Here is a 15,168-nt window from a genome sequence, read left to right as displayed (position 1 = left end):
TATGATATGACGTGTGAAACACGTTTCCTTAGTCGTGTAATTCGGAGGGAGGGAAAACTAGTGGAAACTCGTGTCCGTAAAAACGAATCGCTTGAAGACGCTCTTCGTCGTTTCAAACGCGGTGTTTCGAAAGATGGCACACTTGCCGAAGTTCGTAAACGTCGTCACTACGAAAAGCCAAGCGTAAAACGTAAATTGAAATCAGAAGCTGCGCGTAAGCGTAAGAAATTCTGATTCCAGTTTCATTGTGTAGAGAGGGTGTTGGCTCATGAGTCTTCAAGAACGCTTGACGGACGACATGAAGCAAGCCATGCGCGCTAAACAAAAAGATCGTCTCACGACGATCCGGATGGTAAAAGCGTCGCTCCAAAATGAGGCTATCAAACTAGGCCGTCAAGATCTTACCGAGGAAGAGGAACTCACGGTGCTCAACCGAGAGATGAAACAGCGCAGAGACTCCCTCCGAGAATTCGAAAGCGCTGGTCGTGAAGACCTTGCTTCCAAAGTAGCAGAAGAGATTGTCGTCCTAGAAGCCTATATGCCTGAACAACTTTCAGAAGATGAAGTGACTGCGATTGTCCAAGCAGCAATTGCTCAAACGAACGCATCCGCTCCATCTGATATGGGTAAGGTGATGGGCGTCGTCATGCCGCAAGTCAAAGGCAAGGCAGACGGTGGTCTTGTGAACCGAATCGTCAAACAACAATTGACGAATTGATGAGAAAGCAGAACTTTTCGGGAAACCGAAAGTTTCTGCTTTTTTTGCGTATTCTGAAACCACATTCATTCTTGTTTCGTATACACTAGAGATAGGAGATAGCTTTGAATTTGGAAGGGGGTAGCAAGACGATGACATTTGGTCTCGGAGTGATTCTGACAGTCTTTTTTGTCGGAGTCGTCCTTCTTGGAATTGAAGTGTTCGTTGCAGGGTTTGGATTGTTCGGTTTGCTTGGGATCGGAGCGGTCGTTGCCAGTTTGATCATGGCGGGTGCGACGATCGGTCAGCTATGGCTCTCTATCGGTTTGGCGGCAGCGGTGCTCACTGGACTTGGGTTCTGGGCATACCGCCGATTAAGTACGAATCGTCCGCTCATTTATAAAGGGTTGATCTTGACGGATTCGACATCGACCGAAAAAGGTTACTTGTCCCATGATGACCGTAAACAACTTCTCGGGAAAGTCGGTGTGACGTTAACACCACTTCGCCCGGCCGGTACTGCCGAAATCGACGGAGAACGTATTGACGTCGTGACAGAGGGTGGCTATCTCGATCAGCAGACAAAAATTCAGGTATATAAAGTGGATTCAGGGCGGATTGTCGTTCGGACCTTTATAGAACCGAAGGAGGATGTAACAGAATGACACCAGAATTATTGACGACGTTACTCATCACAGGTGGAGGATTGATTGCGCTTGCCGTCTTCTTCACGTTTGTACCAATCGGATTATGGATTAGCTCATTCGCAGCAGGTGTACACGTCTCGATTTTCACATTGGTCGGGATGCGCCTTCGCCGCGTCGTACCATCAAAAATTGTTAACCCATTGATTAAAGCAGTCAAGGCGGGTCTCGGTTTAAACACGAACCAACTGGAAAGTCACTTCTTAGCGGGTGGTAATGTTGACCGTGTCGTAAACGCATTGATTGCGGCACACCGCGCAAACATCGAATTATCGTTCGAGCGTGCCGCTGCCATTGACTTGGCAGGACGTAACGTACTTGAAGCCGTACAAATGTCGGTTAACCCGAAAGTCATTGAGACACCATTTATCGCCGGTGTGGCAATGGACGGGATTGAAGTGAAGGCGAAAGCACGTATTACAGTGCGTGCCAATATCGATCGTCTCGTCGGTGGTGCGGGAGAAGAAACGATTATCGCCCGTGTCGGGGAAGGTGTCGTATCGACAATCGGATCTCAAAACAATCATAAGCACGTACTTGAGAACCCAGATATGATTTCACGTACCGTGCTCACAAAAGGTTTGGATTCAGGTACGGCGTTTGAAATTCTCTCGATTGATATTGCAGATATCGATATCGGTAAGAACATCGGGGCGGTCCTTCAGACTGACCAAGCCGAAGCAGATAAAAAGATTGCCCAAGCGAAGGCGGAAGAACGCCGAGCGATGGCGATTGCTCGCGAACAGGAAATGAAGTCTTCTGTAGAGGAAATGCGCGCGAAAGTTGTCGGCGCCGAAGCGGAAGTCCCGCTCGCGATGGCCGAAGCGTTGCGTAACGGTAAACTCGGCGTCATGGATTACGTGAATTACTTGAACGTTCAAGCAGATACGGAAATGCGAAAAGCGATTGGGTCCCCTATCGATTCTGAATCAGATAGTGAGTGATAAATATGGAAGGACTATGGGTACTTTTGTTAGCAGCCTTCGGGATCGCCTCGGCGGTAATGAAGCGGCTTGAGAAGTCATCGTCTTCAGGCGACCGTCCTCAGAGCAGTGAACTGAAACGCTACTTGGATTCGGTCGGAGACGTGATGAAAGAAATTGAATCGGCGTTTGACGACTCCGAATCAGAACAAAAGTCAGCACCACAAAAGGTGAGACGACGGGTAGCGCGAACCGAAGAGCGACCAGCGCCTCGGGAACGTCAAGTCGAGATGCCGAAAGTGAGTGCGCAGTTTGAACAAGCGGTGAAAATCCCTCCAATTCAGGAGGAAATCAAACCGAGACAACTGAAAGTTTCGAAAAAACAAATGCGGGAAGCTGTCATTTGGAGCGAGGTGTTACAACCTCCGGTCTCGAAACGAAAGAAGTAAGGCAAAGGCAGTAACCTCGCGTTACTGCCTTTTGCATGGGGAAATACACGGTCTTTCTTTCACGATAGGCGTGATAGTGCTAAAGTAAAAGAGGAATAACCGATATTTAGAGGGGGCAACGTATCCATTGATTATGACCGATAAAATACCTTTCGTCATGGAACATGCGAATGAAGCACAAGCTTTACTCGGACCGAAAGATGAAGTGTTCCAAGCGATTGAGACAGAATTGAAAGTGGCACTCATTCCAAGAGGCGAGGAATTGATTATCCAAGCCGATACCGGAGAAGCGCTAGAATTGACAAAACAAGTCATCCTCACGTTACAGACGTTAGTGAAAAAAGGTGCACGTCTTAACGAAAGCGACGCCATCAGCGTCATTCAACATATCCAAGTCGGAAAGGGTGACGAACTGCTCGAACATTATGAGCGTGTCGTCTTCACGACAAACAAGGGAAAACCGATTCGTGCTAAAACAGTTGGGCAGAGTCGCTATGTTCGCGCAATCGAACGACGAGACCTCGTCTTTGGAATCGGACCGGCTGGAACGGGTAAAACGTATTTGGCAGTCGTGCTAGCGGCGCGAGCACTAAAAGAAGGTCAGGTGAAACGGATTATCTTGACGCGACCTGCCGTTGAAGCAGGGGAGAATCTTGGGTTTTTACCAGGTGATCTGAAAGAAAAGGTAGATCCTTATCTTCGACCGTTATATGATGCCTTGTTCGACGTCTACGGCGTGGAACAGACGAATCGCTTATTAGAACGAGGGACAATCGAAGTGGCTCCACTCGCCTATATGCGTGGACGTACGTTAGAAGATGCGTTTGTCATATTAGATGAGGCACAAAACACGACGAAAGAACAAATGAAGATGTTTTTGACGCGACTCGGTTTCGGATCGAAGATGGTGGTCACGGGGGATTTGACACAAGTCGATTTACCGAAAGGCAAGGCGTCAGGTTTACAAGAGGCGTTACGCTTACTAGAGGGAGTGGATGGGATTCACTTTGAACACTTCAGCGCGTCTGACGTCGTCCGCCATCCACTCGTTAAGAAGATTATCAACGCCTATAGTACAGACCTCACATAAGGACGATAGTGAGGTCAACGATTGTGAAAGGGGGGCACACGAATGCAGCAAGCCAAACATTGGACAGTCGCAACGATTTCGCTGATTTTCTTTCTCTTACTAGGTGCCATTCTATACTTCACCGTGCGCCCATCCATTATTAGTGTGGAACCGTTAGGGATTGCCGAACAGGACATCCGGTCTCCGATTACGGTCGAGGATCGAGTGGCGACTGAACGGTTGAAACAAGAAGTCACGAACGGCGTCGGCAGTCAGTTTTCGCTTCGTCGGGAATTTGCCGATCAACAGATTGCTAAAGTCGAGCAATTGTTCGCGGCGTTCGACCAAACGGATGAAGAGACGGAACTGGCAGATATCAAGAGCCGTCTGAACTCGACGGAAGCGAGCGGGGTACTCGCAGACGAAGAGCTGAACTCACTCCTCGAGGCGACGGAAGATACGCGCCAAACCGTTGAAGACGTGACGGTGACGGCTTTGCAACAAGTGATGGATGATCGGATTGAGACGAGTAATGAAGCGGTCGCAGCGGCCAGAGACCGCGCGGCTGCAATCGTCGATCAATCACCACTCTCGTTTGAATTCCGTGCGATCGCAAAAACATTAAGCGATGAACTCATCGTTCCGAACTATGTGTTTGACTCTGAGGCGACTCGTCAAAAAGAACAAGAAGCCATCGATGCAGTCGATCCTGTCATCATCCAAGAAGGGCAACTCCTTGTTAGTCAAGGAGAAGTCGTCACGCGTGAGATTTATCGGAAGCTAGAACTCACTGGAGCGATCGATCCGAACCGGTCACTCGCTCCACTGTTCGGATCATTCTTATTGAGCGGATTATTGACGGGCGGTTTCTTATTCATGCTTATCCGCTCGAAAATCAAAGATCTATTACTAAGCCCGAAAATATTAGTGACCGTCTATGGGTTGCTTCTGTTACAACTCGGTATCTTCTTTGGCGTCGGATACATCGGCGTCGACTACACGACGTATGCTTATCTTTTGGCACCGACCGCCTTCGTCGTATTATTACTACGTATCTTGATTGACGAGCGTGTCGCCCTCGCATCGGCGTTCATTACCATGATTGCGGGGAGTATCGTCGTCACATTCGGTCAAAGCACGAACTTCATGACGTTGGTATATGTCGCAACCGGAAGTTTCTTAGCCGTCTTTTTAGTCGAGCCAAAAATTCAGCGGAAGCGCTTGTTCTTGTCGGGCGTCTTACTCGGCATCGTGAATATCATCATGGTCATCGCGTTGCTCTTATTACGAAACGTTCAAGTGACTTGGGAAATGGCGATGTACCTTTCTGGGTTCGCCGTCATCAGCGCCTTGCTATCCATCGTGTTGACATTTGGATTCTTGCCTTTCCTAGAACCTTGGTTTGGCGTCCTGTCGTCTGGTCGACTCGTCGAATTGATGAGTCCGACACATCCATTGCTCCGAAAGCTCTTAATGGAGGCGCCAGGCACGTATCATCATAGTATGATGGTGGCAAACTTGGCGGAATCGGCATGTGAAGCCATTGGGGCGGACGGGTTGCTCGCGAGGGTGGCGAGTTATTACCACGACCTCGGGAAAACGGAACGTCCTCTTCACTTCATTGAAAATCAGCAAGGTGGAGGGAATCCGCACGATCGTCTGACACCAGAAGAGTCCGCTGACATCATCATGGCTCACCCTTATGATGGGGCCGATCTATTGAGACGCTATAAACTACCAAAGGAAATTATCGATATTGCTGAGCAACATCATGGGACATCTTTATTGAAATACTTCTTTGTCAAAGCGAAAGAAGATCATGAGAAAGACGTGGTGGAGTCTCGATATCGTTATCCTGGTCCGAAGCCTCAAACACGTGAAGCGGCGGTAGTCATGATTGTCGACTCAATCGAAGCGGCCGTTCGTTCGCAAAAGCAACCGACACCGGAAAAAATTCGGATGCTCGTTCGTGCCATCATCCGTGATAAGCTGGCAGACGGACAGTTTGAAGACTGCGACTTGACGACAAAAGAAATTTGGCGTGTCGGTGAGAGCGCATGCGAGACGTTGACGGGCTTGTTCCACGAGCGAATTGAATATCCAGAACTAAAGAAAGAGGGAGAACTACATGCAAATCATCTCGAACGATGAACATGAATTGTTGACGGCGTCTCAAATCGAGCTTGTCGAGTCGATTCTGCAACATGCCGCACAATTAGAAGAGGTCGAAGAGCCGAGTGAGTTGTCGGTCACGTATTTAACGAATGAAGAAATCCATGAGGTGAACCGGGAATGGAGAGGAAAAGATGCCCCGACCGATGTGATCAGCTTTGCCTTTGATGAGATGGGCGAAGACGAAATGGACTTCACACTCGATGAGGACGAACCGCATCTCCTCGGAGACTTGGTCATCTCGGTGGAACGATGCCGAGAACAAGCGGCGGACTACGGACATTCTTTTGAGCGAGAACTCGGTTTCTTGGCCATCCATGGATTCCTTCATCTATTAGGATATGACCATATGACACCAGAGGAAGAGGCGGAAATGACCGCAAGACAAGAGGAAGTTCTCACTCATTTCGAGTTGAAGCGAGGCAACGTGTGAGACCGTTTCGTGTGGCATGTGAGGGAATCTTCCATGCCATTCGGACAGAACGGAATATGCGTGTCCATCTCATATCCGCCTTACTCGTATTTGCTGTCGCGATTTGGCTACAAACGACAAGGATGGAAAACCTTATCCTGCTCGGATGGGTGACGCTAGTCCTGAGTTTAGAGCTCATGAACACGGCCATCGAACGGGCGGTCGACCTTGTCACAAAAGATGTCCATCCACTCGCGAAGCAGGCGAAAGACGTGGCCGCGGGTGCCGTCCTCGTCGCTTCAGTCGGAGCGGCTGTGACAGCACTCATTATATTCGGTCCAAGGCTATGGAACGTGCTATACTAAGAGTTCTGAAATTGAGAAAGCAGGTGCATTATGTATCAAGAAGATTTTAAATCTGGTTTCGTGTCGATCATTGGTCGACCGAACGTCGGGAAATCGACATTCCTCAACCGCGTGATCGGTCAAAAGATTGCCATCATGTCGGATAAACCACAAACGACACGAAATAAAGTACAAGGTGTATATACGACGGATGATTCTCAAATCATTTTCATCGATACACCGGGAATCCATAAACCAAAACACCGCCTCGGCGACTTTATGATGAAAGTGGCGACGAACGCCCTTCGCGAAGTCGATGCAATTCTTTTCATGGTGAACGTGACGGAACCTCGTGGTGCTGGCGATGACTTCATCATTGAAAAATTGAAAGGACTCGACACACCTATCATTTTGGTGATGAATAAAATCGACTTGATTCACCCGGATGAACTGCCGAAAGTGATCGAGCAATATACAAATGAATTGGACTTTGCAGCGTACGTCCCAATCTCGGCTTTACAAGGCAATAACGTCGAACCGCTCTTAGGAGAAATCAAGAAATTGTTACCTGAAGGACCGATGTACTACCCGGCCGATCAAGTGACAGACCACCCGGAACGATTTATCATCTCAGAGATGATTCGCGAAAAAGTGTTGCATAAGACGCGAGACGAAGTCCCGCATTCGATCGCTGTGGCAATCGAATCGATTAAGAAACGTGATAACTCGGAAATGATCGATGTCGAAGCCGTCATCATGGTGGAACGTGATTCGCAAAAAGGAATCATCATCGGGAAAAAAGGTTCGATGCTCCGTGAAATCGGTACAGATGCCCGTCAAGACATCGAGGCGCTTCTCGGCACGAAAGTGTACTTGAACCTTTGGGTCAAAGTCCAGAAAGACTGGCGTAACAAGATGGGTCAGCTTCGTGACCTCGGTTTCCGCGACGACGAGTATTAAGCCATGTTACAAAAAGTCACGGGAATCGTCATTCGTACCGTCAATTATGGTGAATCGAATAAAGTCGTGACATTGTTTTCAGAAGAGCTTGGCAAAGTTGCGATTATGGCACGAGGCGCAAAAAAACCGGGGAGCCGGTTTCATGCCTCGAGCCAACCGTTTGTAGAAGGTGTGTATATTTTCCCATCTAGCCGTGGGCTCGCTCAGTTAAAATCATCCGATGTTATGACTTCTTATCCAGAGATTCGAAAAGATGTCGATCGGATGGCGTACGCCATGTATTGGTTAGAGCTCGTCGACCGGTCTGTCGAGGATCGGGTACAAAATCGTCCGCTCTTTCGGATTTTACAGGATGCGCTTCAAGCATTGAATGCGGGGATGGACGCAGATGTGATCACCCATCATCTCGAACTGCGTATCTTGCATCTTCTAGGTGTTTCCCCTGTGCTGACAGGGTGCGTCCGCTGTGGAGACGTGACGGATCCGATGTATTTCTCGGTCGCCTCTGGCGGTTTTTTATGTGGACGGCATCGAGAAGAGGGAGCGGTTCGATTATCAGAACGTCTCGCCAAATTGCTTTACTTGATGAGCAAACATGAGCTGTCGGAATTTCGGAACGTACCGTTATCGAACGAGTCTAGACTCCTCTTGCGTCAACTCTTTGATGCATACATGGAGTCGTATAGCGGACTACGATTGAAGACGAAACGAGTGCTCGACCAAATGATCCGTCTTCATCTGAATGAGGATTGACTTTTTAAACCGAATTCGATACGATGAGTTACGATTAGACAAATGAAATAGCGTGCGCGATGAAGGAAAAAAGTAACTCTTCCTGTCATGAATGAAGCGAGTTCGGGGTGGTGTGAGCCGAGCGTCATGAGAAGAGTGAATGGCGATTCCAGAGCGCCCACATCTTTTAAGAGTGGCCCCGTTGTTGGGGCAAGTAGGGTGGAACCGCGGGAATCAATCCCGTCCCTATGTGCTAGGCACATAGGGGCGTTTTTTGTCGTTTCAATACTATTGGAGGTGTCATTTATGAAGCATATGACTATGCAAGAAATCATTCTCACGCTACAAAAGTTTTGGGCATCGAAAGGTTGTTTGACGATGCAAGCGTACGATGTAGAAAAAGGGGCGGGTACGTTAAACCCAATGACTACATTGAGAACGTTAGGACCAGAGCCTTGGAACGTTTGTTACACGGAACCGTCACGCCGCCCGGCTGACGGACGTTATGGGGAAAACCCGAACCGCCTGTATCAACACCATCAGTTCCAGGTGATCATGAAACCGTCGCCGAGCAACATCCAAGAGTTGTACTTAGAAAGTCTCGAGTTGATTGGAATCAACCCGCTCGAACATGACATCCGCTTCGTCGAAGATAACTGGGAAAACCCGACATTCGGAGCAGCCGGTCTCGGTTGGGAAGTATGGCTGAACGGGATGGAAATTACGCAATTCACGTATTTCCAACAAGTTGGAGGAATCGAGTGTGACCCAATTGCGGTTGAAATCACATACGGTCTTGAGCGCCTCGCTTCGTACATTCAGGAAGTCGAGAGCGTATTCGACCTCGTTTGGACGGATGGATTCAAGTATGGAGACATCTTCTATCAACCAGAGTTCGAACACTCAAAATATACGTTCGAGTTATCAGACGTCGATATGCTCTTCACGCTATTTGACACATATGAGAAAGAAGCAAAACGTGCTCTCGAAGAAAATCTCGTCTTCCCTGCGTACGATTACATTTTGAAATGTTCACATACGTTTAACTTGTTAGACGCAAAAGGTGCGATTTCCGTGACAGAGCGTACTGGATTTATCCAACGCGTCCGTAACATGTCACGCGCGTGTGCCGCTAAATTTATTGAAGAACGGGAGCGCCTCGGTTTCCCACTTTTGAAACAAGAGAAAGCAGGTGACTTGAATGCGTGACCTTTTATTAGAGATTGGATTAGAAGAACTACCGGCTCAATACGTCTTGCGCTCAGAGAAGCAATTGGCAGAGCGCATCGATGCGTTCTTGAAAGAAGCGCGTGTTGAATTTGGTTCAATCGATGTGTATTCTACACCTCGTCGTTTAGCTGTAATCGTTCGCGATGTGGCAGAGACACAACAAGATTTGACGGAAACTCTTCGTGGGCCTGCGAAAAAGATTGCTCAAGATGCTGAAGGGAACTGGTCGAAAGCGGCAGAAGGTTTTGCTCGTGGTCGTGGATTAACAGTAGAAGACCTATACTTCGCCGAAGAAAAAGGTGTTGAATACGTCTTCGCAGAACGCCATGAGGCGGGCCAGGATACGATGTCGTTATTGAATGGTCTTGAAGATGTCGTTCGGAGTTTGACGTTCCCGAAAAACATGAAGTGGGGAACGAGCAGTTTACGCTATATGCGTCCGATTCGTTGGTTGATCGCCCTCTTCGGTCAAGACGTCATCGACTTTACGATTGAAGGCGTGAAAACAGGGGATATGACTCGAGGTCACCGTTTCCTCAGCAAGGGAGATGTCGTCGTCGAGTCACCTGCTGAATATGTGAAAGCGCTAGAGGCTGCATTTGTCATGGCAAGCTACGAGACACGTAAAGCCGAAATCGAACGTCAAATTCAAGCGCTCGCGACAAATCAAGGGTGGACGATTCCGCTTGATGCCGATTTGTTAGAGGAAGTCACGAACTTAGTCGAGTGGCCGACTGCACTCTTTGGTGAATTTGATGAGGCGTATCTTGACTTACCAGAAGAAGTTCTCATTACAACGATGAAAGAGCACCAGCGCTATTTCCCGGTATATGTTGATGGAACGTTGAAAAACTATTTCGTGACCGTTCGAAACGGGAATGCCGATCATCTTGAAAACGTCGCACGCGGGAACGAAAAGGTCATCCGTGCGCGCCTTGCGGATGCGGTCTTCTTCTATGAAGAAGACAAGAAGACAAAAATCGATGACCAGCTTGCACGTCTCGACCGAATCGTTTTCCACGAAAAATTAGGAACGACTGGAGCGAAAGCACGACGTGTGACCGAAATCGCACAAGCCCTTGCTCCTTTGTTTGATGCAGATCTTGAAAAAGTAAATCGTGCTGGTGCGATTCATAAGTTTGATCTTGTCAGCCAGATGGTTTACGAGTTTACTGAACTCCAAGGAATCATGGGTGAGAAGTATGCCCTACAACAAGGTGAGGACAAGGAAGTAGCTGCGGCGATTCGTGAGCACTACATGCCACGTTTCGCAGGAGATGCATCTCCTGAGACAGCGACAGGTGCGGTGCTTGCTCTCGCAGATAAGCTCGATTCGATTGCTGCGTTCTTTGGTATCGGCATGATCCCGAGTGGTTCACAAGATCCGTTCGCACTTCGTCGCCAAGCACAAGGAGTCGTACAAATCCTTGGGGATTGGAAGATTGATCTCTCAATCGACAAACTACTTTCGAAAGTTGTCGAATTACAACTGGAGGCAGGACTCTATGAAGCCGATAAAGAACAAGTCAAGGCACAGCTCGTCGAGTTCTTTACACTTCGCTTGAAATATCGCTTGCAAGAACAGCAAGTTCGCTATGACGTGATTGATGCCGTGTTGACGACTACGCTTACGGTTGACCGTCTTGATGCTCGTGCACATGCGATTCAACAATTCGTTTCGACGGACGCGAAGTCATTGATCGAGCAATTGTCACGCGTCGTCAATATCTCGAAAAAGGGTGAGCCAGGAGACGTCGATCCGTCATTGTTTGAAAACGACCAAGAGGTTGCATTACATGAAGCGATTGAACAGACTGCTCCTGACGCGATGAATGCCGTTCAAATAGGAGATTACAACAAAGCGCTTCAACTTCTTCAGACGCTTGAATCACCAATTATGATGTATTTCGAACATACAATGGTCATGAGTGATAACGAGGCGGTACGCCAAAACCGGCTCCACGAAATGAACCGACTTGCTACGACGATTAAGAGTGTCGCAGACTTCAACGCGCTCGTACTCTAACAAACTAGAGGGGGTTGGCTATGCAACTGAATGAACGCCAACAAAAAATCGTCGAGATTGTAAAAGAAAATGGACCGATTACAGGGGAGCAAATCGCGCAGGAATTATCGCTGACGCGTGCGACCTTGCGTCCAGATCTTGCGATTTTGACGATGACAGGAATACTTGAAGCAAGACCTCGCGTCGGCTACACGTTCGTTGGCAAACGGAATTCGTCGATGCTCCGCGAAAAGCTAGATTCCTTAACGGTCGGAGATTTTATGTCCTCTGCGAAAGTCGTTCGGGATGAGATGACGGTATATGATGCGATTGTCACGCTCTTCTTAGAAGATGTGGGCTCGCTGTTCGTTGTCGGACGTGACAGAGAACTCGTAGGGGTACTGTCACGTAAAGACCTCCTCCGCGCAGCAATTGGGAATCAAGATTTAGATCAATTGCCGGTCAACGTCATCATGACACGCATGCCGAATATCACGGTTTGCGAGAAAAGCGAGACATTGATTCGTGCGGGAATGAAATTGATTGAGAAGCAAATCGATGCCATGCCGGTCGTTGAAGAGAAGGATGGCAAATTGATTGTTCTCGGTCGGATGACGAAAACGAACATGACGAAGGTGCTCATTGCGTTAGCGAACGATGAGTCGATTTGAGGAGGAAACCGATTTGACTACGAAACAACTCGTTTTTGTGGTAAGTGATTCGGTCGGAGAGACATGTGAGCTCGTCGTCCGAGCAGCGAGTATCCAATTCCATGAGAATGCGATTGATACGCTTCGCATCCCATTCGTTGAGGATGAGCAGACGATTATCGATGTGGTCACACAAGCGAAGGCGCAACACGCAATCATTGCATTCACGCTCGTCAATGAAGAGCATCGCGCGCTTCTCATGAAACTCGGGGAAGAACACCAGGTCAAGACGGTTGACTTGCTCGGTGATTTGCTCGATGTCTTATCGGGACAGCTGAAAGAAGCCCCACGTGAAAAACCGGGACTCATCTATCGCTTGGACGATGATTACTTCCGTAAAATCGAAGCGATGGAATTTGCCGTCAAATATGACGATGGTCGAGACCCGCGTGGTCTGAAAAAAGCTGACATCGTACTCGTCGGCGTCTCGCGAACATCGAAGACACCACTGTCTCAGTATTTGGCATTGAAGCGATATAAAGTCGCGAACGTCCCACTCGTACCAGAATCACGACCTCCAGAGGAGTTATTCGACTTACCGGCAGAACGGTGTGTCGGGTTAATCATCTCTCCAGAGAAGTTGATTTCGATTCGAATGGAGCGCCTCAAGTCACTCGGTTTGAAGCCGGAAGCAGACTATGCACAACTTGAACGAATCAATCGAGAGCTCGAATATGCTCGCGGGATTTATGAACGAATCGGTTGTGATGTGATCGATGTGACGAACAAGGCGGTTGAAGAGACGGCGGGTATTATCTTACGTCATCTCGAGCAATCAAAAGACGACTAATCTGCATAAGTGTTTCGATTAGTAATCGTTGCTTTGAGAGGGTATAATAGAGTATTGACAGTACAGTGAAACGGAACGTGATGAGCGTTCCGTTTCGTTGCGAGATTGGAAACAGGGAGTGGTCAAGATGCCACGGATACCAGATGAAGTCATCGCAGAAGTGAAGCAAGCGACCGATATCGTCGAATTGATTGGCGAGCGTGTCGAATTAAAGAAACAAGGACATCGGCTTGTCGGGTTATGTCCATTTCATTCCGAAAACTCACCGTCTTTTTCCGTTTCACCTGAAAAAGGGATGTATCACTGCTTCGGTTGTGGTGCCGGAGGGAACGTGTTCACGTTCGTGATGGAGACGGAAGGGTTATCTTTTCCTGAGACAGTGGAGCGTTTAGCAACGCGCGCGAATATTTCAGTAGAAGGTATACAAGGGGACGAAGAACTCACACGTGAACAAGTATGGCGTAAACAAATGCGTGATGCGCATCGACTCGTCGCGGACTTGTATCATGAAGTCTTGATGAAAACGGAAGCTGGCGAAGTGGGATTGTCGTATTTGCGAAACCGTGATTTAACGGAAGAAACGATTGCGCAATACAAGATTGGATTTGCCCCAGACCAACGACGCTTTACTGTCGAGTTGTTGGAGCGGCGAGGGTTCGATTTAGAAGTAATGGTTGAGGCAGGTTTAATCTCGAAGTCCAAATCCGGTGAATATTTTGACCGATTTGAAGGACGGGTCGTCTTTCCGATTGCGGATCGAGACGGCACCATCGTTGGCTTCAGTGGACGTGCGATTGATGACCGTCAACCAAAATACGTGAATACGGCTGAAACACCGCTATTCAACAAGAGTGAATTGCTATTTGGCTTCTCTCAAGCCCGGGCATTGATGCGTAAGAAAAAGCGAGTCTTTCTCGTAGAAGGAAACGTAGATGTCTTACAAGTCGCGCAAGCAGGTACACAAGAAGTTGTGGCATCACTTGGGACTGCCTTCTCTCCACAACATGCAAGAGCATTGTCTCGAATCGTGGAGGAAGTCATCATCTGTTATGACGGAGACCATGCGGGACAAGAGGCGACTCAAAAAGTCATTCGCTTATTGGAGTCATCCCCGCTCGATGTACAAGTTTTACCGTTACCCGAAAAGACAGACCCGGATGATTATATACGTCAACACGGGGCGTCGCATTGGCAACAGTTTGTCGAGACGGAACAGTTGAGCGTGCTTGATTTTATGAATCGCATGCTCAGACGAGGAAAAAACTTGAACCGAGAAGGAGAACGGATTCGCTTTATTGAATCTATGCTTGAAGAGATCGGTAAGACGAATGATTCGATTCGAAGAGATTTATATGTGAAAAAGCTGTCGGATGAGTTTGAGATTCCGCTCGAGACGCTTCGTTCGAGAATTCCTCGTCCGACGTCAAGCGAATCGACACCCGTCCGTACGATGGAGCCTGTGGAACCCGTTCGAAAACGTTCGAGTAAAACGGGCGAACCACGCTGGATGAAAGCAGAGAAGTATTTGTTACGTGCCATGTTGACTGGACCGGAACAAGTCCGCTTTGTACGCGATCGTCTAGGGCTACGTTATCAGGATGAGACACATCGTATGCTAGGTTCGGCATTGTATGAAATCGTCTCTGAGACGATGACACAAGATGAGTTCGATCAAGTGACGTTGCCGTTTATGGAGCGTTACTGCGACCAACGTCCCGATTATGCGATGCGTTTTGCGGAGATCCGACTGATGGCTGGACCGGATGAACTGTCTGAAGAGGTTTTAGACGAATACATTCGGGTCATAAACAGTTATGAGGAGCAACGTCAAATCGAGCGTGCAAAAAGGGAAATCGCTCAAGACGCCGAAAGTATTGTTGACCAGGCGTCCAAGCTACAAGAATTGATTGCCCGTAGTCGTCGTCTACGAGAACGATGAACGTGGATGAAGTTTGGAAGGAGTTGAACTGC

General features: G+C 48.3%; 16 protein-coding genes. All 16 read left to right on the top strand.

What is annotated here, in order from left to right; translation table 11 throughout:
- The first annotated feature begins 39 nt into the window (after window positions 1-39).
- The 16 genes from rpsU (at window position 40) to dnaG (ending at window position 15,136) form a co-directional block, all read left to right on the top strand.
- A complete protein-coding gene (gene rpsU / locus KNO86_RS03770; protein ID WP_029334745.1) occupies window positions 40-234 on the top strand; it encodes a 30S ribosomal protein S21 in 195 nt (64 codons plus the stop codon).
- Between the two features lie 34 nt (window positions 235-268).
- Entirely contained in the window at window positions 269-718 is a 450-nt protein-coding gene (locus tag KNO86_RS03765; protein ID WP_074033373.1) for a GatB/YqeY domain-containing protein, read from the top strand.
- 104 nt (window positions 719-822) lie between these two features.
- Entirely contained in the window at window positions 823-1,362 is a 540-nt protein-coding gene (locus KNO86_RS03760; protein WP_224861488.1) for an NfeD family protein, read from the top strand.
- A complete protein-coding gene (floA, locus tag KNO86_RS03755) occupies window positions 1,359-2,345 on the top strand; it encodes a flotillin-like protein FloA (RefSeq protein ID WP_074033371.1) in 987 nt (328 codons plus the stop codon). Before KNO86_RS03760 ends, floA begins: the two co-directional genes overlap by 4 nt.
- A 5-nt stretch (window positions 2,346-2,350) precedes the next feature.
- The gene (locus tag KNO86_RS03750) at window positions 2,351-2,773 is read left to right on the top strand and encodes a hypothetical protein (RefSeq protein WP_214693112.1); all 423 of its coding nucleotides are present in this window, start codon (window positions 2,351-2,353) and stop codon (window positions 2,771-2,773) included.
- A 133-nt stretch (window positions 2,774-2,906) separates the two neighbouring features.
- Entirely contained in the window at window positions 2,907-3,863 is a 957-nt protein-coding gene (locus KNO86_RS03745; protein ID WP_074033920.1) for a PhoH family protein, read from the top strand.
- Between the two features lie 42 nt (window positions 3,864-3,905).
- Window positions 3,906-5,993 carry an HD family phosphohydrolase gene (locus KNO86_RS03740; protein ID WP_214693110.1) on the top strand — a complete coding sequence of 696 codons (2,088 nt, stop codon included), beginning with the start codon at window positions 3,906-3,908 and terminating at the stop codon, window positions 5,991-5,993.
- On the top strand, window positions 5,971-6,447 hold the full coding sequence (gene ybeY / locus KNO86_RS03735) for an rRNA maturation RNase YbeY (RefSeq protein ID WP_214693109.1): 477 nt from the start codon (window positions 5,971-5,973) through the stop codon (window positions 6,445-6,447). Before KNO86_RS03740 ends, ybeY begins: the two co-directional genes overlap by 23 nt.
- The gene (locus KNO86_RS03730; RefSeq protein WP_214693097.1) at window positions 6,444-6,791 is read left to right on the top strand and encodes a diacylglycerol kinase family protein; all 348 of its coding nucleotides are present in this window, start codon (window positions 6,444-6,446) and stop codon (window positions 6,789-6,791) included. The genes ybeY and KNO86_RS03730 overlap by 4 nt, the downstream gene beginning before the upstream one ends.
- Before the next feature lie 30 nt (window positions 6,792-6,821).
- A complete protein-coding gene (gene era, locus KNO86_RS03725; RefSeq protein ID WP_214693095.1) occupies window positions 6,822-7,730 on the top strand; it encodes a GTPase Era in 909 nt (302 codons plus the stop codon).
- A 3-nt stretch (window positions 7,731-7,733) separates the two neighbouring features.
- Window positions 7,734-8,483: a DNA repair protein RecO gene (gene recO, locus KNO86_RS03720; protein WP_214693093.1), complete on the top strand. Its 750-nt coding sequence runs from the start codon at window positions 7,734-7,736 to the stop codon at window positions 8,481-8,483.
- A 294-nt stretch (window positions 8,484-8,777) separates the two neighbouring features.
- Complete coding sequence (gene glyQ, locus KNO86_RS03715; protein ID WP_198930010.1) at window positions 8,778-9,671, top strand: glycine--tRNA ligase subunit alpha; 894 nt, start codon at window positions 8,778-8,780, stop codon at window positions 9,669-9,671.
- Complete coding sequence (gene glyS, locus KNO86_RS03710) at window positions 9,664-11,718, top strand: glycine--tRNA ligase subunit beta (RefSeq protein WP_214693092.1); 2,055 nt, start codon at window positions 9,664-9,666, stop codon at window positions 11,716-11,718. Before glyQ ends, glyS begins: the two co-directional genes overlap by 8 nt.
- Window positions 11,719-11,738: 20 nt before the next feature.
- On the top strand, window positions 11,739-12,368 hold the full coding sequence (gene ccpN, locus KNO86_RS03705) for a transcriptional regulator CcpN (protein WP_074033362.1): 630 nt from the start codon (window positions 11,739-11,741) through the stop codon (window positions 12,366-12,368).
- Window positions 12,355-13,197, top strand: coding sequence for a pyruvate, water dikinase regulatory protein (locus tag KNO86_RS03700; RefSeq protein ID WP_214693090.1), 843 nt, complete (start codon window positions 12,355-12,357; stop codon window positions 13,195-13,197). The genes ccpN and KNO86_RS03700 overlap by 14 nt, the downstream gene beginning before the upstream one ends.
- 127 nt (window positions 13,198-13,324) lie before the next feature.
- A complete protein-coding gene (gene dnaG / locus KNO86_RS03695) occupies window positions 13,325-15,136 on the top strand; it encodes a DNA primase (protein ID WP_214693088.1) in 1,812 nt (603 codons plus the stop codon).
- Window positions 15,137-15,168 lie beyond the last annotated feature (32 nt).

This window comes from Exiguobacterium sp. s160, from assembly GCF_018617575.1.
GTDB classification, from domain to species: Bacteria; Bacillota; Bacilli; order Exiguobacteriales; family Exiguobacteriaceae; genus Exiguobacterium; species Exiguobacterium aestuarii_A.
The sequence above is the reverse complement of the archived record's forward strand: the minus strand, read 5'-3'. Positions and strand labels throughout refer to the sequence as shown.

Coding starts and splice junctions, on each gene's coding strand:
- KNO86_RS03740 (WP_214693110.1), top strand. CDS start 3,906: ATGCAGCAAGCCAAACATTGGACAGTCGCAACGATTTCGCTGATTTTC.
- ccpN (WP_074033362.1), top strand. CDS start 11,739: ATGCAACTGAATGAACGCCAACAAAAAATCGTCGAGATTGTAAAAGAA.
- dnaG (WP_214693088.1), top strand. CDS start 13,325: ATGCCACGGATACCAGATGAAGTCATCGCAGAAGTGAAGCAAGCGACC.
- KNO86_RS03765 (WP_074033373.1), top strand. CDS start 269: ATGAGTCTTCAAGAACGCTTGACGGACGACATGAAGCAAGCCATGCGC.
- floA (WP_074033371.1), top strand. CDS start 1,359: ATGACACCAGAATTATTGACGACGTTACTCATCACAGGTGGAGGATTG.
- KNO86_RS03745 (WP_074033920.1), top strand. CDS start 2,907: ATGACCGATAAAATACCTTTCGTCATGGAACATGCGAATGAAGCACAA.
- glyS (WP_214693092.1), top strand. CDS start 9,664: ATGCGTGACCTTTTATTAGAGATTGGATTAGAAGAACTACCGGCTCAA.
- era (WP_214693095.1), top strand. CDS start 6,822: ATGTATCAAGAAGATTTTAAATCTGGTTTCGTGTCGATCATTGGTCGA.
- KNO86_RS03750 (WP_214693112.1), top strand. CDS start 2,351: ATGGAAGGACTATGGGTACTTTTGTTAGCAGCCTTCGGGATCGCCTCG.
- glyQ (WP_198930010.1), top strand. CDS start 8,778: ATGACTATGCAAGAAATCATTCTCACGCTACAAAAGTTTTGGGCATCG.
- recO (WP_214693093.1), top strand. CDS start 7,734: ATGTTACAAAAAGTCACGGGAATCGTCATTCGTACCGTCAATTATGGT.
- KNO86_RS03700 (WP_214693090.1), top strand. CDS start 12,355: ATGAGTCGATTTGAGGAGGAAACCGATTTGACTACGAAACAACTCGTT.
- ybeY (WP_214693109.1), top strand. CDS start 5,971: ATGCAAATCATCTCGAACGATGAACATGAATTGTTGACGGCGTCTCAA.